Origin of the sequence: Cupriavidus pauculus, assembly GCF_008693385.1 — a bacterium.
Lineage (GTDB): Bacteria > Pseudomonadota > Gammaproteobacteria > Burkholderiales > Burkholderiaceae > Cupriavidus > Cupriavidus pauculus_D.
The window spans coordinates 35,595-55,402 of record NZ_CP044066.1; the positions used below are offsets into that span (position 1 = coordinate 35,595).

Here is a 19,808-nt window from a genome sequence, read left to right on the forward strand (position 1 = left end):
AGATGAGCATTTTCGACACCATTGCAGCGCGTGTGAGCGTTGACGAAGCGCCAGGTGATGGGGCTCTCTCTGCGCTGGTGGAACTGCAAACTACGCAGGCCGATACAACACTCCAGGCTGACACAGGCTATACGCCGCGGGAGGTCAAGGATGCCTGCCAGGAGCTCCTTAAATATGGCCTGCTGGAAGTCGCGAGAAAGCCCAACCTCTACCGGACGGCGCTGGCCAAGACGGCTGAGGTGAATCGCATCCTTGAACCCTTCGATCTCGTGGTCAAGATTGACGATATCAGGGGCTTGGCATACCTCATCGTTGCCCAACCGATCTTCGCGGAAGGCGAGGATGAATGGTCGCATCCTCTGGTAAGAAGGCAGCGACTGACGCTCGAGCAATCGTTAATGGTAGCTCTCCTTCGCCAGCAATATCTGATCTTCGAGCAGGAGCGGGGTGTCGGGGCGGCCGATGCGCCCATAGCGGTTGAGGACTTGGTACCGCAGTTGCAGATTTACCTCGGCAACCTCGGCAGTGATACGCGCGAGCTGCAGCGTGCCCGGACATTGCTGGAGAAGCTCAAGGTGCATGCCCTGGTTTCCGAGATCGATCAACAAGACCAATTCGTCATCCGACCTATCATCGTGCATTTGGCCAACCCCGAAAGCCTCCAGGGTTTATTGACCGCGCTCAAAGACGTCGGGACCGCCGCGTCACCGCGGGCAGACGACCCTGCCGCTGCATGCGTGCAAGAGGAAAATCGATGACCTCGGTCGATTCGCACACCTCGATTGAGGCTCTGGTGCCCGACGCAGCCTTCGTGTTGACACGTTTGGATGTATTTAACTGGGGCCCGTTTGGTGGCCGTCACCAAGCCGAGATCGATATTGAAGGCACGGCGATTATCGGCCAGACAGGTAGCGGAAAGACGACCCTCGTGGATGCGCTGATGACATTGATTGCCGCGCAACCGCGCTACAACTTGGCATCAACGGGCGGCCACGAGAGTGATCGTGATCTCGTGTCGTACGTGCGCGGTGTTTCGGGCGCTGGGCGAAGTGGTGAAACAGACCACATCGCGCGGCCAGGCAAGACTGTTTCGGGCATCTCGGCGACTTTTGCCAATGGCAGCCGCACCGTGACCATCGCGGGGATCTTTGCCCTCGACGGCACCGGTTCATCAGCGACAGATCTCGACCGCGTTTGGCTCATCTCCAAAGCGGCGGAGTCGGACCTCGACGAGTGGTTGGAAACAATGCATGCCGGTGGCAAGCGTGCGCTCCGGCAGCTCGAGCGAGATATTGCCGAACTGCGCATCTATGACAGTAAGAAGGCATATGTAGCGGAATTGCGTCGCTATTTCGAAGTGGGCGAGAATGCCTTCACGTTGTTGAACCGCGCGGCGGGCCTCAAGCAGCTCAACAGCATCGACGAGTTGTTCAGGGAACTCGTCTTGGATGACCGCGCGGCATTTCAGCGAGCTCAGGAGGTCGCATCTGAGTTTGATGATCTGGCGGCAATTCGCGAGGAGCTTGCCATTGCCCGCAAGCAGCGAGATTCCCTCCTGCCCATCCAGAAAAGTTGGGATCAACGCATCGAAGCAGCGGCAGCGCTCGACTTGCATCGACAACTTGCCGCCATACTTCCTGTGTCAGTGGCAATCCGAGGGCACAGGCTCTGGGCGGAAGTTGAGCGTCGCCTTGGGGAGGAGCTTGAGAGTTGCAATGCACAAGTGGCTTCGCTCACTGCTCGCGTGCGTGGACTTGAAAGCGATGCAGAGCACCAACGTGATCTGTACATTCAAAGTGGAGGGGCAAACGTCGAACTCTTGGAGCAGACAATCGACGCTGCGCGAGGACGCTACGAAATCGTCAGGCGCAATGCTCAGGACTACGCTCGGATGACGGCATCGCTTCAGCAGGTACCAGCCAGCACGCAGGACGATTTCATCGCTGATCAGGCGAGGTTGAGAACTCAGGCCAGCGATGATGAGGCGTCGCGGATCGATCTTGAGAATCAGGCATTTGCTGCCGGGGCCATGGTGACTTCGACACGAGCATTGCGAGGCGAGCGGGAGCGTTCTCTATCGGAAGCCCAAGCAAGGCCCGGCTCCAATGTGCCCATCCCGTATCAGAAGTTTCGCCTGGAGCTCGCAGACCACCTGAATCTGCATGAAGCGTCGCTACCATATGTCGCTGAGCTTGTGCAGGTGCAGGAGAAGCAAGCGCATTGGCGGGGCGCGATTGAGCGTGCCATTGGTGGTCACCGACTGCGAATTTTGGTGCGGGTTGACCACATACGCGAGGCGCTTGCTTGGGTGAACGGACGCGACAACAAGATCCATGTGCGGTTGATTAAAGTCGCCGGGACGGAGCGCCCTGCGCCTGCGTTTGAAAACGGATTCACACGAAAGCTAAATTTCAAAGAGCATCCGTACCAAGACGCGGTACGAGCGCTCCTGGTCGGGTTCGACCGACATTGCGTTGCCTCCCCGGAGGCATTACGCGAAACGCCGCACGGCATGACGGCCCAAGGTTTGATGTCGGGCAAAGACGGGCTCTTCGAGAAGCAGGATCTCAAGCCGCTCAACGAAGGCTGGCTTACCGGCTTCGACAACAGCGATAGCGTCGCTGCGCTAGAGCGAGATCTCGAAGAGGTTCTGCGGGATCTGAAGACACAGGAGGCGCAGTTGGAGGTGGCACGTGCCCGGGTCAGCACGGCGACCGCACGCAAAGCTACACGGGAGCGACTATTGTCCTTGACGTTCGAGGACATCGACGTTGTCCACGTGAAGACAGCGCTCGATCGGGCGCTTGCGCAATTGGCTGCGCTTACAAGTGCGCATTCGGATACGACGCAAGCGAAAAAGCAGTGGGAAGCCACTAAGCAAGAACTCGAGAAGACGAGGAGCGAACGAGACGATAGTCTTGGTGTTCAGGGCAATCTGATATTAGGACAGAAGAACGCGTCGACCGATCGACAGCGCATGTTCGCACTGATTGGTGAGGGCCTTGATGCAACGCAAATGGCGTTGGCCCAGGAACATTTTGACCTAGAACGTATTGGTACTATCGAGGACCTTCAGCACCGCCACGCGAAAATTGCGGGGGACTTGCATCAGCAAGTGGAGCAGCTTACCAAGAGGATTACGGAACTCGAGAGGCAACTGGTACGCGGCATGGGGGCGGCCCAGACGATTGATACGGGGGCGCTTGCAGAAGTCGGTACAGACCTCGAGGATGTCCCGCACTACCTCGCGCGCCTCAAGATCTTGATTGAAGAGGCGCTGCCAGAGAAGCAGGATCGATTCATCAGCTATCTGAACCAGTCGTCTGATGAAGGCGTCACGCAACTGCTGCGGAGCATCGACAACGAAGTGGAGACGATCACCGAGCGAATCGCTGACCTCAATGACACGATGCGCAGAGTGAATTTCCAACATGATCGATATCTCAGGCTCGAGCCAAGGCGGGTCGTCCATGAAAGCTTACGCACCCTTGAGCAGGCCCAACGCCATCTGCGCTCTACGATGTTGGTGGATGATCTGGGAGAGAGCCAATTTGCCGCGTTGTCGCGAATTGTGGCGTTGCTCAAGGAAGCTGCCGAGCGGCGTACGACCGTGGGATCCCGCGCGCTGCTCGATCCGCGCTACAGACTTCAGTTTTCTGTCTCAGTCATTGCGCGCGGGTCCGGAGAGGTTGTTGAAACGCGTACCGGATCTCAAGGCGGTAGTGGCGGCGAGAAAGAGATCATCGCGAGCTATATTCTCACCGCGTCTCTCAGCTACGCCCTATGTCCTGAAGGCAAGGATCGACCGCTCTTCGGCACGATCGTTCTGGACGAGGCATTCTCAAAGAGCTCACAGGCAGTGGCGGGACGCATCATTTCTGCGCTCCGTGAGTTCGGGCTACATCCGCTTTTTGTGACGCCGAACAAGGAGATGCGTTTGCTGCGTGCGCATACACGCTCTGCCGTGCTGGTTCACCGGCGCGGCTTACAGGCGACGATGACCTCGTTAAGTTGGGAGGAGTTGGACACGTTCGCCAAAGCAAGGCAACAGGCGGATCGGGATGAAGTCGCCAGTTGAACTGGGTGCGCGGCTGGCACGAGCTTGGCAGTCTGCCGAGACGCGTGTGGCGCGCTTGCTAAGCGCCGATGCCTGGCCCATTCGTCTTGCGATCGGGCGGCCTGACGCCAAGACGTTCAGCAGCGACACGCTCGCAGTGAAGCAGCACATCGAGCTCTGGCGTAGTGTGGAAGTAGGGGTGGTCCAATGGGAGACGGTGACATATCGTGCGGGCCGAGAGCCAGTTGAGATCCCCCGATACTGGGAAATCAGAACGCCGACGGAATGGGTGGGCGCCGCGGCGGATGAGACCATTCTCCGTGAGTTTCAGCGCTTGGGTGAGGCCGTACAGCGTCTTGATGCAGACTTCCATGCATTGGTGGTACGTCAACGGCGATGGGCGGTAGAGTTATCCGAAGAGGAACTGGCCAAGGTCGGGGAGGTCGCATTGACGCTTGGGCGAGGCATGGCGGCAGGGCGTCCGATCCGCGCGATAGCTGTATGCGGTATCGATAGCAAGTTCATTGAGCGTAATCGCACGCTCTTGTGCCAGATGCTCGATCTTCGTTTTGACGGCCTTGTGTCTGAAATAGGTCTCGAAGCATTCTTGGGCGCGATCGACGAGGATGATCGGTGGTTATTGGTTGTGCCACTGACTGCCGGAATCTTGCCTTTTCGCCAGCAACGCATTCGTGCCAGTGAGCTTGAGGGACTGCCGGGTACCGTGAAACACGTGGTGATTGTGGAGAACGAACGAGCGCTATATCAGCTTCCGACTTTGCCGCATGCAGTGGCGATCCTTGGCGCAGGCCTGAGCTTGAATTGGGTGCGGGATCCGTGGTTGGATGGCAAACGGGTGGCCTATTGGGGGGATATGGATACCTGGGGCCTTACCATGCTGGCAACAGTGAGACGAGCCATACCCGATTTGGCCTCCATATTGATGGCCAAGCAATGCTTCGATAGGTATTCGGAGCTGTCCGTACGAGAACCCGTACCTGCTGGTGACAGCGTCCCTGCGGGTCTGACGATGTCGGAGGCTGAGTTCTATCAATTCCTGCTTCTGCAGGAGCGAGGCCGGCTGGAACAGGAATTCCTCCCATCGGACGCGGTGCATACTGCTTTCTGGCAGTGGTACGGCGGCGAGAGCAACGGAGTGGGCTCCTGATAGTATTCTGTCCAAAGAAGGCCGTAGGGCATCGTTTCGTGAGGGTGCCGAGTGTGCTCGTTCATTGCGGAGTCGGAATCGCTTTTCAATCCGGCCCATCCGAACGCCATCAAGGCATCATGAAGCTGTGGGCGCGGTGCATGGCCCGCGCAACATCTGGTTACTCTCGGAGTCCGGGCTTAGATTTTTATAGGCTGTAGATTAGTTCGCGATGAAAACTGAGGCATCCCCAAGGATGCATTCGATCCGTGCGTATCCAAAGTGGCCCTTAACGGGTTTCCATTCTTGATTCAGTGGGTTTCTCCCGCCCTTCCGGAGAACCTTATTCCACGAGGCCTCGCGGTGCGGGTTGCACGCGTCTCCCACACGGGTAGCTTCTATCGCAACGCCTTGACGACTCGGGTACACCCTTCGAAAAATTATTAAGGCTCGCTCGCTTATAGATTCGTTGTCGCATGCGTGCTAGATTTGTCAGCTTTGATGCGTTAAGTTGAGGTCTCCTATGCTGGGCGATTTAGACGAGCTAGTGTTGCGGTGTCGTAATGAAAGAGCTCGTGTCCATATTGGTGAAGCGGTCACGGCCTATAAGGCTGGAGCGTACCGCTCGGCCGTCATTATGACTTGGGTGGCCCTTGCTTTCGATATTGTAGACAAACTTAAAGAGCTATCGATTAACGGCGATGCCGCGGCAACAAAGACGATTGAAGAATACGAGCGCATACATAAAGACGGTGATATCTCCGCCTCACTAAAATTCGAGCGATCGCTTTTAGTCGTAGCGAAGAAGGATTTCGAGCTTTTCTCCGATTCTGAGTTGATCGAACTGGAGAGAATTCAGGAAGACAGAAACCGCTGTGCGCACCCGTCTCACAATATGGAAGGAGAGCCTTTTGCGCCGTCAGCCGAGCTTGCTCGCGCGCATATACGCGCTGCCATAGACTATGTGATGAAGAACGAGCCTGCTCAGGGTAGGCACGCGCTAGACATGGTCATGAAAATGCTCACGGGCGACTACTTTCCAACGAACCGTCGTAAGGCTTTCGAAGCGCTTGCTCACAGCCCTTTAATGACTGGGCGACAATCGCTTGTCCGGGCTTTTTTGGTGGTTGTGTTGAAAGACTTGTTACGCGGCGCGGTGGAGAGTCGTAAGAGAGCCAAGTACATCAATGGCCTTTGGTTCGTTAAAGAGAAGCGCCCCGATTTGTGGCAATTGCTCTTCAACAACGAGTTCTCAGCCCTATCCAAGTCCCTTGATATTAAGGAGCACGGCGAGCGACTTCTGCTCATCTTGGCCCGCTTGCGGGATGGCTGGGGTGCCTTGTCGCCGGGAATCCGGGCCGGCTTAGTGCTGCTGGTACAGTCTCTGCCGGAGACCTCCATTGTGGACGTCGACGAGATTCTCCCATTGCCTGAGCTTCGGACGGCTGCCGTGACTCGGATAAAGAAGTTGTCTGCGGAGGATATCTCTCACATGCTTTTAGTGGAGGACATACCCGTTGAGATCGTTGATCATATTGTAGATTCCCTCTGCGCTGCAAAGAGTTACGCATCGGCAAACGGTTGGGTTGAGGCACTCGTCTCCGCATTATGGGCCGACTACGCGGCACTAACGCAGACGCACGCCGATCGCATCCTCGATTCAGTGATGAACAACCGACAGCTGAGAGACTGCGGCAAGCTAGATCAGCTCTTGAAATTCATTGCTAACCGCAGGTTTGGGCATGGTGTGAGGTGGAATAAAGTACTTGTGGCCACGGAGCGTGATCCATCAAACTACACGGCGCGAGACTCAGAAAAATAAGATGCTCAATTGCGTCTTTTCGCTTTTCGTGTATTGCTGAGCAGCTATTAGGAGGCTGCAAATCTGTTGGCGTATTGCCCGTCGGTCTGGCCGCCCAACTGACGCCCCGACACCTGAGTGCCACCCTGTACTTCGAACGCATAGAGATTTTGTAGAGCGCAATTTTCTTCTTCAGGGATTGCGTTCCTTGCGTTTCCATGGGCGCAACGCTGCGCCTGAACGGCGGCTTCTACCTGGGCGGCCGGCAGGTCGTCAATCGATCCGGCTACATCAACCTCTACGGAGCCGGCACACTCGGCAATGCCCAGGTGACGAACCTCGGCGGGTTCACGTACCTGCTCGGCAGCAGCACGGCGGCCAATGCAGCACCGGCGGTAACAGCCAGGTCACCACCCGCAGTGGCAGCTATACCGAGTTCTGGGGCTGGAGTACCGCTGGCAACGCCTCGCTGGTGACGGACGCGGGTGGCTGGGTCGACTTCTCGGGCACATCCGGTCCGGCTTTCGACCACCGGATCACCGCAGGCGCCATCGCGGGGGCGGGGCGCTTCCAGCTCGGCCAGAACGCCTTGACCGTGGGCGGCAACAACACCTCCACCACGGTGAGCGGCACGATCGAGGATGGCGGTGCCGGTGGAGGCACCGGCGGCGGGCTGATCAAGATCGGCACCGGCACGCTGACGCTGAGCGGCACGAATACCTATACCGGTGCGACTCAGGTCAGCGCCGGCACGCTGGCCGTGAACGGTAGCGTGCCCGGTGCGGTCACGGTGAACAATGGCGCCACGCTGAGCGGCGCCGGCAGCGTGGGCAGTACCTTGATTGCATCAGGCGGCACGCGGGCCCCGGGCAATTCTATCGGCACGCTCACCGTCAATGGCGACTTGATGCTGGCCTCCGGTTCGACCTATCGCGTGGAAGCAGACCCGGCCTCCTCGGCGAGCAACCGTGTGGCGGTGAGCGGTACGGCCACACTCGGCGGCGCGGTGGTCCATGTCGGCCCCGACGGCAACTTCGCGTCCACGCGCCGCTACAGCATCCTGACGGCTGGGATGGTGCAGGGCCGCTTTGCGTCGGTCAGCTCGAACTACGCGTTCCTTGACCCGACGCTGACCTATGGCCCCAACGAGGTCACCCTAGCACTCGCACGCAAGGACGTGACGGACCCGGTCTCGCCCGTCTCGCCGGTCGATCCGGGCGCAGGTGGTGGCACTGGCGGAGGCGGCCCGCGCCCGATGCGCTTTGCCGACGCTGCGGTCACCGGCAACCAGCGTGCCGTGGCCAACGCACTAGAGACCCTGTCGGACAGCAACCCGGTGCACGAAGCCGTGGTGACGCTGCCCGAGGGCGCGCCGCCGGCCGTCTTCGACAGCCTCTCCGGTGAGGCCCACGCCAGCGTGGCCACGGGTCTGATGACCCTGGCGGGTGGCGCGCGGGCGCTGCCGCTGGCGCATTTGAACGACAGCCTGTCCGCCGGCATGCTGCCCGGCGCGCACGTCGCCCAGCTAGGCGGCCCTCTGCCGGCCGCAGCGTTACCCGTATCCGCGTCCCAGCCACTGTGGGTGGAGGTGATTGGCAACTGGCAGACCTTCGATGGGAGTGCCGCCGCGGCGCGCGTGCGCCAGCAGACGGGCGGCTTCTATCTGGGTGGCGACGGAGCGATGGGGAAAGACTGGCGCATCGGCGGGGCATTCGGCTACGCCAACAGCACGCTGCGCGTGAGCAAACGCTCCTCGCGCGCCATCACCGATTCCTTCAGCGCCACGCTCTATAGCGGCCGCGCCTTCGCGCTCGGCGGCGGCAAGCTCAAATGGCTGTTCGGCACCGCCTATAGCTGGCACGAGGCCAACACCGACCGGCAGGCCAACCTCGGCGGCAGCACGGTCCAGTCCTTGACGGCCAGCTATCATGCCAGCACGGCGCAGGTCTTCACGGAAGCCGGCTACGCCGTGCCGCTATCACCGGCAACCCAGCTTGAACCGTATGCCGGCGTGGCATGGAGCGATACACGCACGCGCAGCTTCGCGGAGACGGGCGGCTCGGCGGCCCTGCACAGCCCCGGCGATAGCAACACCCTGACCACCACAACGCTAGGCCTGCGCACTAGCGTGCGGGTTCAGTTTGGTGGCTCCGAGGCGGCATTCTACGTCGGGGCGGGCTGGCGCCATGCATTCGGCGACGTGCGCCCGGCTACCACGCTGGCCTTCGACGGCAGCCAACCGTATACCGGCCAGTTCGGCGGCGGCAACCAGGACCATACCGGGACGGTGGGAGTGCGGTGGAGGTTTTAAACATCGCGCTCCGGGTTGGATCACCACCTGATTGCCTAGGCAATGCCCGGCAAGCCGCGTCGTTGAGCCGAAAGCGCAGCATGCGCGGTACACCTATTGACGCGACGAAGATGTGTTAAAGACATCGCGACTCCTCTGCAGGGCGAGCGTGTGATCAAAGATGAAAGCCTGGGATAGATTCCGGCGTTAAGGTTTAGGGCTTCCTCTGTCCATGCGATGCGACAATGGTCGCCCCGGTGGCGATGGCAAGCCAGCCCGCGTGCCGGCGATGCGCGATCTTCCCGAAAGATGGCGCATCGCCGACTGTGCGACAAACTGACTGGAATGTGGAAGGACGGTGCAGGCGGGCGATTTCGCGCAGCGATTCACAATCAAGGCGACGATCTCATACGCGCTGGAAAATATCCCGGTTCTGGTTACGGAGCCCTCTGTCGAACAGACTATCGTGAGTGTGCGCAGCTTGCTTGACAAGCTGGAAGCACTAATCACGATACGACGTCGCGGCGAGCGGCTTTTCAGCCGACCTCAATGATGATGGATACGCGACGATTTTCCGCTCTGCCTAACGCGGTGCGATTATCCGCAATCGGCATGGATTTTCCCAGTCCGCGTATATGGATACGCTCTTGCGAATATCCGGCACGCTCGAGCAGCCGGGCCACAGCGGTCGCCCGACGCACCGACAGTTGCTGGTTATATTCCGCGCTACCCTTGTCGTCGGTATGCCCGTGCACATTGAGGTCGTTGATGCCTGCATCGGCAAGTAAGCGCCCAAGTCGCAGCAGTGGCGCCTCACGGTCGGCAGCAATGAAGTCTTCATCGACGCCAAACAGTACTTTCTCAGCCAACCCGAGTTCCCAGCCATTTTCCGTCAGCTTGAAGCCTTCGCTTTGCAGCAAGGCTACTTGAGCTGGAGTTAGCTTGTTGTGACGAGACTCCCGCGTTGCACAGCCGACCAATGAAAGCGCGGCTAACGAGGTGAAGAAGTGCAAGAGAATGCGACGCGACTGAAAGGTGGGTTGGTATGACATGAGTAGCTATCCGGTTCGCCGCGCGACGCGAGACTCGGCGTCATCCCGCGAGTAAGCGGAAGCGGCATATGACAATGTGGCATTGTGTCGAATAAGCATGCTTATCGTCTTCCCGACGCATGGGGGATACGATCGTCGGCTATGCGGCAGCGCACCGCGCTCGCCGAGCTTTCTTCACTCGCCGGCCACACGTTAGGGCGCCACCCCCGTCATGCAGAGGTGCGGGCGGACGAGTCACCTTGGTCCCGGCTGTGGACATTGTGGAAGACACTAATGGCGTTACGTTGTGGGCTGACCTCCCAGGCGTGAGCCGCGAAAATCTTCAGGTCAGTTCCAACGAGGGTGCATTGCACATCGAAGGGCAGGCGGTCGTGCCGACGCCCTCGGGTCTTCGCGTGCAGCATGCGGAAATTCGCCAACCTCACTTTGCGAGGTCGTTCTCGTTGAGACCGGACCGCCGTCCGGGCACCGAAACTTAGCCCGCAGGTGCCGATTCAAGAAAAATGAGGTCCCGGACGTAATTCAATGGGAGCCATAGCGGCCACCAAGAAGGGAGCCGGGCTAGTCTCCGCTGTTCGGGGACAGGCAGCACGCGCCAGCGCCGTGATAGTCGCGCGCAGGGCGCCGGGCGATAGCGCCGGGCTACAACCAGAACATTACGGGTCGGATCCATGTTTCCACGTCTTCCTGCCGGCGCACGCGCGTTCGGTATTGCCTTGCTTGCGACTGCGGTACTTGCTGCCTGCGGTTCCGATGACAATGCCACTCCCGCCCAGTCAGCTACGCCGGGCGCCACCAAGGTTGTCGTAGACACAAGCAGCGCTGCGCCGGTAGCAGGCACCACGCTGACGCTGAAGGCGACGGTGTTTGCCGCCGATGGGAATGAGGTGAAAGGAGCAAGCTTCGCCTGGACGTCTTCCGACGAATCGGTTGCCGTGGTCACAGGGGCTTCGGACAAGTCGCCGGCAGGAATCTCGGCTTCGGTTCTGGTCGGCACCTATGCCACGGTGCAGACCCGCAATGCTGGCGTAGCCGATATCACGGCCACGGCGACGCTTGCCGATGGCGGCCGAGCTACCGCGGTTACGCATCTGGTAGTGCAATCGGCGCCCGCAAAGTCGTACACGCTGACGCTGTCGCCCGCGACCCTGACAGTGACCGCCGGCGCGGCGGCTCAAACCGTGACCGCCGCCGTGCGGCGCTCGGATGGCGTCGATGGTATCGCCGACCTGATCAACTGGTCGTGGAGCACCGGCGATATCACTTTCCCCGTGACCGCCGCAGTGGACGGCCGTTCAGCACAGATCAGCAGTCCATCATCTGCCACGCTGGGTGGCTCCGCCGTGCTCGCCGCCTGCGCGGATACACCCACAGGAGCCCGCCTGTGCGGCAACGCCGCGCTGGCCCGCCCGACCACGGTGCCGCTGCCGACTTACACGGTGGGCGGTACGGTGTCCGGTCTGGCCGCGGGGAAGAGCCTGATGCTGGCCGGGGCCAACGGCGATACGGCGGTCGTCAGCGCCGGCGGGGCGTTCTCATTCCCCACCGGGCTTGTCGCCGGGACGCTGTACGGCGTCACGGTGTCTGGCCAGCCTGCCGGGCAGACCTGCACTGTGCAGAACGGCAGCGGCACCATCGCCGGCACCAACGTTACCGATGTGACGATCAACTGCGTGCAGGCCCAGTTCGTGGTCGTGCCCAACAGCGTGGATTTTAAGATTTCGGTCTATCGGATCGATCCGCGCAACGGAACGCTTGCCGCAGTGCCTGGCAGCCCGTTCGCCACAACGAGAAAGGTGACTGACATCGCCTTCCTGCCGTCGGGGCTGGTGGGCTACGCGATCATGCGCGACGACGACGCGGTGGAGGCATACCAGCTGGATCCAGCCACTGGCGCCCTGAGCGTTATCTCTGGCACGAGCGCGCCGACCTCCCCGATGCCGGAGGTTATCTCCGTGCATCCCACGGGCAAGTGGTTAATTATTGGCGCAGGGCGCACTGTCCTCGCATTCAGCATCAACCCCCTCACCAACACGGCGACAGCTACTGGACAGGGGTACTGGAGCGGTGACTTGAGCGGTCGTACATCAGGTGTTGCCGTGTCGCCGAATGGTCGGTTTATCTATTCGGTGAACACCACAACGGACGAGGTGTGGTCCATGGCCTTTGATCCGTTGCTCGGCACAGTCTATTTGCCAGACACGACGCCACCCACTGGCTCAGGCGCGCGTAGCGCTGTGGTGTCTGCCGATGGCCGGATGCTGTACTCGCTGAACATGTCCAGCAACACAATCGGCGTCGGCGCTATCGACCCCGTTAGGGGTGCCGTGACCGCGATTGACGTTTTCCCGACCATGCTTTCGCCCACCGACATCGTGCTCGCCCCGTCGGGTCCGTTTGCCTATGTCCTGACTGGGGGGCAGACTGCAAATGGGATTCAGGTGGTGCGGCGCAATCTGACGACGGGTTTGTTCGATCAGAACCTGGGGAGCACGCCCACCGGCTTCAACGCGCAACGCCTGCACGTCGATCCGAGCGGGCGCTTCCTGTATTCGCCGTCCTTCCTCGGCGAGCTCTACGGCTTCGCAATCAATTCAACCACCGGTGCGCTGACACCGGTGCCGGGCAGTCCATTCCCCACGGGCAATGGCAATATCGGCATGGCGATTGTCGAGCCGCTGCCATAGAGCGTCGGACGCAACGGTCCGCGACAGACACCTCGCACCATCCAATGGAAAACTTCGGCGGCACCCGATGGGCTGTCGAATATGCCGGACCGGTATTTCTATATCAATACAGGTGGAGTCCTTGTTTCCACGGGCTCTTGTCGGCGCGCGCGCTGCCGGCCTTGCCGTGTGCTCAGCGCGGCGCTGCTCGCCGCCTGCGGCACCGACGACAATCGCCGACGCCAGCCACCACGCCGGCAGCTTCGCGCTTGGTGGCCGACACCGGGAAGGCCGCACCTGTTGCTGGTGGCAGGCTGACCTTCAAGGCGACATTGCTCGCTGCCAATGGCACGGAATTGAAGGGCGCTGGCTTCGCGTGGACGTCGTCGGATCCGGCCGTGGCCACCGTGCTGCCACGGACAAGGCTCCAGCCGCTTCGGTGATGGCGACGGCCGCTGCTCCGGTCGGCATTTTCGCCACCACTTAGACGCTTGCCGCCGGCGGGGCCGACATCAAAGCCACGGCGACGCTCGCCGATGGGAGCCGTGTCATCAGTATGACGCACCTGGCAGTGCAGGCGGCACTGTCAAGCAGGATGGCGAGCGCAGTGAGGCGGAGTCCTGACGGTTGCTTGTTTGGCAATTTGCCGTTAATATCAGGGCATATTGCCGGAGCCTGTCATGCGAACCATCGCCTTTCACCCATCAGGCGCTCAGGCGCCTTATGAACGCTACCTCGAAGACTTGAGTGCTTTTTTGAGCACTAAGGTGCGCGGCGGCGCCGATCTGGCGACGTTGGCGAGTGACAGGCTGCCGGCAGAGACACTCGAGCGTCTGCTCGAGACGGGTCTCTCGTGGGACGAAGTCGCCTTCATCATTCCCCGGCGGACGCTGAGTCATCGTCGGGAGAAGGGCCAACCGCTGACGGTGGAGGAATCAGACAAAGCCATTCGGCTGGCTCGGATTCTTGCCCTGGCGGTGAACACGTTCGGTGATGTCGAGCGCGGATTGAACTGGTTGCGTCAAAAGCAGCAGCGGCTCGGCGGGATGGCGCCGTTGTCTCTGGCTGGGACCGAGCAAGGGGCGCATCTCGTCGAGGAGCAACTCGTGCAAATCGACGAAGGGTACTTTGCCTGATGATCCTTTGGCGAATCAGCAACTACGCGGATCTCAAAGGCGTCGGTGGACTGCGCGCAGGAGGACGATGGCATTTCCCCGGTCAGCCGGTTGTGTATCTTGCAGAACACCCTGCGCTTGCGCTCCTTGAGGTGTTAGTTCACCACGAGCTCTCGAGAATCGAGGATCTGCCGAGAAACTACCAGCTCTTGAAAGTCGAGGTTGATGACGCCATCGCGGTCGCTAGCATTGCGGACCTGCCGGCAGACTGGAAGCAGAACGCCGGCTGGTCGAAGAATGCCGGCACGGAATGGCTGTCCGTCCGATCCAGTCTGCTCCTGAAGGTGCCGAGCGTCCTAGTGCCTTACGCGTCGAATTACGTTTTTAACCCATCGCATCCGGATGCGGAGAAGGCTCGCATCCTCGAGGCCGAGCGCGTCGAGCATGATCCGCGCATCCTTTCACTGCTCTCTGAGCCGCGGGCATGATCCCCCCGGCCGTTTTGCCGGCCGTCAGAAAGACCAACAGCTTGAGAGCACGAACGACCGTGCGCAGTGCCTACTGCTAGGAGCGTGGCTCCTGCCACCTTGTTGCGAAGACACCAGCTCGTAGGCGCCACACGCTCATCAAATCGCAACTAACTGCCAATCCCATCCTGCTCACCACTTTCACATGTGAAAATGGATCGCATACCCGATAACAGCCTATATCGTTGCTAATAACGGATGCGCAGGTTATACTGTTCGCGTGTTACTAGTAACGACAAACGGGGGAGAAGCATGGCGAAGAGCACTGCGCTACGTGCCAGGGAGTTTCGGGCCGCAAAGGCAGCGTTGGGGCTGCGCCAAGTGTTGTTATGGGTGCCTGACACGCGTGATCCCATCTACATCGCCGAGTGCAAGCGACAGTCAGCACTTATCGCCGCGGAGCCTCGCGAGTGGGAGCTGGCAGAAGAGCTTAGCCAAATGAGTGATACGTCGGGGTGGGAATGAAGCGAGGTGACGTCGTTGTAGTGGCAATGAACACCGAGTTCGGTAAGCCACGTCCAGCCCTTGTCATTCAGTCCAACACTTACCTAGACGAGCATCCGACGATCAACGTTTTGCCCATTACCAGCGAGCTTCGCAATACGCCGGCGTTTCGCATTCGTGTCGAGCCGGACGAGCAGAATGGGCTTCGCGAGATATCGGAGATCATGGTCGACAAGATCCAGTCGCCACTGAGAACGAAGATTGGCAAGGTCATTGGCCGACTGGACAGCGACCGCATGGCGGAAGTTGACCGTGCACTAACCGTCTGGCTTGGCATCGTCTGACATCGACGCATTCAATGCTTCGCCGTACGGCGGGCGAGGTTGCGCCGCCCAACGCGAGGCGGCCGGCGCAATACCGCACTAGTCAGAGAGTTGTCGGTGACTGGCGGCCCCGACGTCGATCTTGGCCTCATGGGAACGGATGGTGTCCGCAGGACCCTATCGTTGGTCTGTGTGTTGGTCTGTGTGTTGAATTGCACCGAGACCGAACCCACCAATTGCATCGAAAACTGACCCACCCCAAGGACATGCCTCTTCACTGACTGGTGTCTGCTTTGTGCGTTTCTCCTTGCTCGGCTGAATGCTGCTGTTCTTGAACCGGTAACTGTCGTTGCCGATCTCGACGATGTGGCAGTGATGGGGCAGACGATCCAGCAGCGCCGTGGTCATGTTGGCGCCGCCGAAGACAGCCGACCATTCCCCGAAGCTGAGGTTAGTGGTGATGATGAGGCGGGTACGTTCGTAGAGCTTGCTGATGAGGTGGAACAGCATTGCGCCGCCGGCCTGGCTAAATGGTAGATAGCCCATTCTCGTCGAGGATCACCAGATCGGCGTACATCAGCCGCGTCGCCAGATGTCCTGGCTTGCCGGCGGCCTTCTCCAGTTCCAGCGTGTTGACGAGTTCGATGATTGAATAGAACCGCACGCGCCGATGATGATGCTCTACGGCCTGCACACCGATTGCAGTGCCGATGTGGGTCTCGCCGGTCCCGGGTCCACCAACCAGCACGACGTTGGACGCGAGGAACTTACAACGGCGGAGGCGCACCAGTGCTTCGTCGACTTCACTGCATGTAAAGTCGAAGCCCATGAGATCTCGATACGCCGGAAACTTGGCCACCTTCATCTGGTAGGCCAGCGAGCGCACCTCGCGCTCAGTGAGTTCGCTGCAGAGACAAACGCCACGCCAAAGCGCTTCGCCGCGCAGTTTGGCTAGCCTGAAAGGTATCACCGCCCTACCTGAAAAGAATTGGTAGCGAGCGGCGTCTTGCACGATAGTGGACGCATGTTCGTCGCTGTCGAGACGCCGCGAGCGTCCTTTTTCCATGAAGACCTTTCCGAATGTCCACCGAGTGGGCGCCGCAACGATTACCCGCGTTGACGAGACGGAATTTCCGCTCGCCCCCGAGCGCCTGTTCCCGGCATGGACCGAGGACCTCGGACGCGCGCTGTCGGAGCGCTTCGCCGCGGAGAGCCTCGACCTGGCCCTTCGACGCGTACCGCTGAAAACGCATCTGTGGCTCGTCGAATTGGATGGGTACACCATCGTCGTCGATACGGGCATCGGGAATGGCAAGTCGCGGCCGTTCAGCGCACTGTTCGACTGCCTCGACAACCCGGTGCTCGAGCGTCTCAAGGCCGCGGGCTTTCATACAGAGCAGGTCGATTACGTGTTGCTGACCCATCTGCATGTCGATCATGTGGGTTGGAATACGCATCGCCGCGAGGGCAGGTGGGTGCCGTTGTTTGAGAATGCCACGTATGTATTTGGCGAACGTGAGCGCGACTTTTTCGGGACGCCCGAGGGGGCGCCACGTCGCATGGTGTTCGATGACAGCGTTGCCCCGGTCATTGGGGCAGGGCAGGCGCGCACGGTGCCTGATGCGGGCGCGGATGTTATGGACGGCATCCGGTTCATCCCGACGTTCGGACACAGCGCCGGGCACATGGCCATCGAGATCCGCTCGCGCGGCGAAACGGCGCTGTTTTCGGGGGACGTCATGCACAGCGCGGTGCAGGTGCACCACCCAAACTGGAATTCGATGTTCTGCCAGCATCCGGAGGAGGCCCGCGCTTCTCGCCTCGCTTTGCTCCAGCGTGCGGCGGAAACGGGGGCCACGGTGTTCACCGCGCATTTCGCGGAGACGTCGGCGGGCGTTATCACACGCGCCGGCGACCGCTTCGAGTGGACCTACGCTCGACCTATTCCGGCCTGAGCTCTGAGACCCATCTTCTCCTGCGTCAGTGTCTCATCGGCGCTCAATCCGCTGATGAAGAGAGCGTCCCTGTCCACAATCAATGCATTTTCGGTCGGCTTGCAGCTGTAGATCTCAACGTAGTACTGAGTTTCGTCGATAAGAGCGTCAGCCCAACCGACGAAGATGAGAATGGAACGAATTATCCGCCGTGGAGGCGGTTTTTTTAACTGAAAAGCGTGCCCAGCAGCGGCATTCGTGGGCAAGGCCCTGTCGTACAGCAATGTAAGACTATTCCCGATGTCGCGGTTTTGAAAGTGCCGTCAGACTTCTCGCATACCTAATCCGCGCACTCGCGGGGATGGAAACCCTCCAGAGAGAGCACGACCTGAACAGACTGCATGCCTCCAGCTATGCCGCTCGCCCCACCAATGCTGCCGGCGTACACGAGCGCCAAAGCTCTGTGGCTGAGCTTGGCCGGATGATGCGCGCGGAGCGCGAACGGCACGGATTGACGCACGATCAGTTCGCTCAGGCGCTGGGCATTGAATCCTCGGATATCGTTTGGTTGGAGCGCGGCGTTCTGTAAATTCCCAGGGACTGGTCTCTAATCGTGTCGTTGTCACTGGGCGCCGCAGAATTTCTAACACCGTCCCTCGATATCTGCGGGCACGTTCAAAGAGGGGATGTGTGTAATCGTGTGCGAGGGAGTACCTGATCGGCACCGGGTCGTCGTGTCGGCAAAGCAATTAAGAGCACAAAAAAATGCCCCTCGAGCGATCCGAGAGGCTGGGATACGGCGTCATCGTGGGGGTCACTCACGAAATGGTGATTGCTCTTTATGCTGCGCGCGGGACGGCGGGGAGGGCGAATGGCTTTTCCGTCCGGCCTGCGCAGACGTGCTCACTCCGTCAGGGTTTTAGGCAGCTTACCGCCGTTCTGTGCCAACTCCTGCATCACGCGCTTGTGCAGCCAGGTGTTCATGGCGGCGGAGTCATTCGTGTCACCCGAATAATTCAATTCCTTCGCCAGCGCTTTGCGGTGCTCAAGGCTGCTATCAATACCGAGCGCCTTGAGCGTATCGACGATCGACGTGCGCCAGTTAAGCGTCTCCCCGGCTTCCTTCACCGCGCTGTCCATCACGCCTTCGACGTCCACTTGCGCTAGCGCAGTCGGCAGGGGCGGGCCTGACGCTCCTGTTGCTCCGCCTGTCGTTGGCTGTGCTTCGGCAGCCTTACTGCCCAGGGCAGGCTGGCCGCCTGAAGTTGTGCCCGAGAGAGGTGCGCCGGTGTCGCCAGCCGGCGTGCCCGTTGCCACTCCTGTAGTGGCTTGCGCCTGCTGATCGCCGCGGTGCAATAGCTTATTGAGAATGTCCTTGAAAATGCTCATGGCTGATCTCCTATAGTTTGAAAGGTGTGTCCGTTGCCGCAAGTTCCGTTCCAGTCAATGCGGTCAAGTGCGAAGCGCTGTTAGGGTCCATCGCGCGCGTGAGCCTGTCCTATTAGCTCAGACGGAATGCAATACTGGACTTCGCCGGTTTTGTTGTGCACGCGTGTCAAAAGGCTTCGCATTGGCAATTGTTGCGTCTCTCACCTCCACCTAGCGCTCCCTTGCCAACTTCACTGGGCACCGCATGCCGTCAAATCTAAAAGGCTCGAGAACACTAAGAGCTCCCTGCAAGAGCCAATGAGGGTCCGGTCGCGAGTGGTCAAGGTAGCCTTCCGGTCGTGGCGTTTGGTGCGAAAGCGCTCGAGCGGCCGCGCGGAAAACGGATGCCATCCGCCACTTATCCGCAGGAAGGAGACCAAGAACCCGAAAGTGGTTGTATGCGCTGGCTTCTATACCTAGCATGGTTACGCTAGGTGTTGGCATTAATCCGGCCCGATCGAGTCCGCCCCGGGGCTTGTTGGGAAATAATGCGACACAATCGGCCAGCCTTCGGGCTGGCTTTTTTTTGCGCCCCTAGGGACGGATGTCACGTTCCTTTAGCCGGTATCTCGTCAAGCGCGGGCGGGTGAGGCCGCTGGACCGGGCTCGCTGGACTCTGCATGTCGATCGAAGCAGCCTGCCGCCAGTCGATCTGGTCACGAGACGTGCTGAATTGGTGAGCCATCCCCAACGCGGCACCTGGGGAAATGGGATCGCTCGCAGGAAATGTCATCTCCAATGAGGCATCCAACGCTGCCTGGTAGCTGTTCCCATCGTCCGGACGTTGTTGAATTGCTGGGATAGCTTTGGGCATGGTCGTCTTGGCTTTGAGAGCGTGGTGTCCGAGACTTTGCCATCCTAGACCTTTCGCGTCAGTACGGCACAGGACCAATCCAGTCGGACCGAGAGCTTCGATCTTAGCAAACGCGACGCAACGATCCGTCGTCCAAATACGAGCCATTACAGACAATTTTGCATAGACAACTTCACCACCATTGATCCGGCAGCCTACCGACCTAACTGC

General features: G+C 59.9%; 14 protein-coding genes and 2 pseudogenes. 13 read left to right on the plus strand and 3 right to left on the minus strand.

The features are described 5' to 3' along the window. The first annotated feature begins 2 nt into the window (after nt 1-2). The 5 genes from FOB72_RS17255 to FOB72_RS17275 all read left to right on the plus strand — a co-directional run bounded on the left by FOB72_RS17255 (nt 3) and on the right by FOB72_RS17275 (nt 9,316). The gene (locus FOB72_RS17255; protein WP_150373979.1) at nt 3-758 is read left to right on the plus strand and encodes a DUF4194 domain-containing protein; all 756 of its coding nucleotides are present in this window, start codon (nt 3-5) and stop codon (nt 756-758) included. After that, nucleotides 755-4,078, plus strand: coding sequence for an ATP-binding protein (locus FOB72_RS17260; protein ID WP_150373980.1), 3,324 nt, complete (start codon nt 755-757; stop codon nt 4,076-4,078). Before FOB72_RS17255 ends, FOB72_RS17260 begins: the two co-directional genes overlap by 4 nt. Continuing rightward, nucleotides 4,062-5,225 (plus strand): Wadjet anti-phage system protein JetD domain-containing protein, encoded by a 1,164-nt coding sequence (locus FOB72_RS17265; RefSeq protein WP_150373981.1) that lies wholly within the window; start codon nt 4,062-4,064, stop codon nt 5,223-5,225. The genes FOB72_RS17260 and FOB72_RS17265 overlap by 17 nt, the downstream gene beginning before the upstream one ends. A 502-nt stretch (nt 5,226-5,727) precedes the next feature. Continuing rightward, nucleotides 5,728-7,026: a hypothetical protein gene (locus FOB72_RS17270; protein ID WP_150373982.1), complete on the plus strand. Its 1,299-nt coding sequence runs from the start codon at nt 5,728-5,730 to the stop codon at nt 7,024-7,026. Between the two features lie 451 nt (nt 7,027-7,477). After that, on the plus strand, nt 7,478-9,316 hold the full coding sequence (locus FOB72_RS17275) for an autotransporter domain-containing protein (protein ID WP_150373983.1): 1,839 nt from the start codon (nt 7,478-7,480) through the stop codon (nt 9,314-9,316). A gap of 515 nt (nt 9,317-9,831) precedes the next feature. On the opposite strand, the gene FOB72_RS17280 is transcribed toward FOB72_RS17275, so the two are convergent. Then, nucleotides 9,832-10,347, minus strand: coding sequence for an OmpA family protein (locus FOB72_RS17280; protein WP_150373984.1), 516 nt, complete (start codon nt 10,345-10,347; stop codon nt 9,832-9,834). A gap of 233 nt (nt 10,348-10,580) precedes the next feature. Between FOB72_RS17280 and FOB72_RS32595 the strand changes: the two are divergent. From FOB72_RS32595 to FOB72_RS17310, 6 genes and pseudogenes are all read left to right on the plus strand, one after another. Next, nucleotides 10,581-10,802 (plus strand): annotated as a pseudogene (locus FOB72_RS32595) (Hsp20/alpha crystallin family protein); the annotation flags it as partial. Nucleotides 10,803-11,018: 216 nt separating this feature from the next. Beyond that, a complete protein-coding gene (locus FOB72_RS17290; RefSeq protein WP_150373986.1) occupies nt 11,019-13,034 on the plus strand; it encodes a lactonase family protein in 2,016 nt (671 codons plus the stop codon). A gap of 659 nt (nt 13,035-13,693) precedes the next feature. Further along, nucleotides 13,694-14,149 carry an antitoxin Xre/MbcA/ParS toxin-binding domain-containing protein gene (locus tag FOB72_RS17295; protein ID WP_150373987.1) on the plus strand — a complete coding sequence of 152 codons (456 nt, stop codon included), beginning with the start codon at nt 13,694-13,696 and terminating at the stop codon, nt 14,147-14,149. Then, nucleotides 14,146-14,616 carry an RES family NAD+ phosphorylase gene (locus FOB72_RS17300; protein WP_150373988.1) on the plus strand — a complete coding sequence of 157 codons (471 nt, stop codon included), beginning with the start codon at nt 14,146-14,148 and terminating at the stop codon, nt 14,614-14,616. The genes FOB72_RS17295 and FOB72_RS17300 overlap by 4 nt, the downstream gene beginning before the upstream one ends. A 291-nt stretch (nt 14,617-14,907) precedes the next feature. Continuing rightward, complete coding sequence (locus FOB72_RS17305) at nt 14,908-15,120, plus strand: antitoxin MazE family protein (protein ID WP_150373989.1); 213 nt, start codon at nt 14,908-14,910, stop codon at nt 15,118-15,120. Then, complete coding sequence (locus FOB72_RS17310) at nt 15,117-15,443, plus strand: type II toxin-antitoxin system PemK/MazF family toxin (RefSeq protein WP_150373990.1); 327 nt, start codon at nt 15,117-15,119, stop codon at nt 15,441-15,443. The genes FOB72_RS17305 and FOB72_RS17310 overlap by 4 nt, the downstream gene beginning before the upstream one ends. 156 nt (nt 15,444-15,599) lie before the next feature. On the opposite strand, the pseudogene istB reads toward FOB72_RS17310, so the two are convergent. Beyond that, a pseudogene (istB, locus tag FOB72_RS17315) lies at nt 15,600-16,335 on the minus strand (IS21-like element helper ATPase IstB); the annotation flags it as partial. 151 nt (nt 16,336-16,486) lie between these two features. On the opposite strand from istB, the gene FOB72_RS17320 reads away from it, so the two are divergent. Both FOB72_RS17320 and FOB72_RS17325 read left to right on the plus strand, forming a co-directional pair. Then, the gene (locus FOB72_RS17320; RefSeq protein ID WP_150373991.1) at nt 16,487-17,377 is read left to right on the plus strand and encodes an MBL fold metallo-hydrolase; all 891 of its coding nucleotides are present in this window, start codon (nt 16,487-16,489) and stop codon (nt 17,375-17,377) included. 340 nt (nt 17,378-17,717) lie between these two features. Next, nucleotides 17,718-17,945: a helix-turn-helix domain-containing protein gene (locus FOB72_RS17325; protein ID WP_150373992.1), complete on the plus strand. Its 228-nt coding sequence runs from the start codon at nt 17,718-17,720 to the stop codon at nt 17,943-17,945. Nucleotides 17,946-18,259: 314 nt separating this feature from the next. On the opposite strand, the gene FOB72_RS17330 is transcribed toward FOB72_RS17325, so the two are convergent. After that, entirely contained in the window at nt 18,260-18,745 is a 486-nt protein-coding gene (locus FOB72_RS17330) for a DUF3597 domain-containing protein (protein WP_150373993.1), read from the minus strand. Between the last annotated feature and the right edge of the window lie 1,063 nt (nt 18,746-19,808).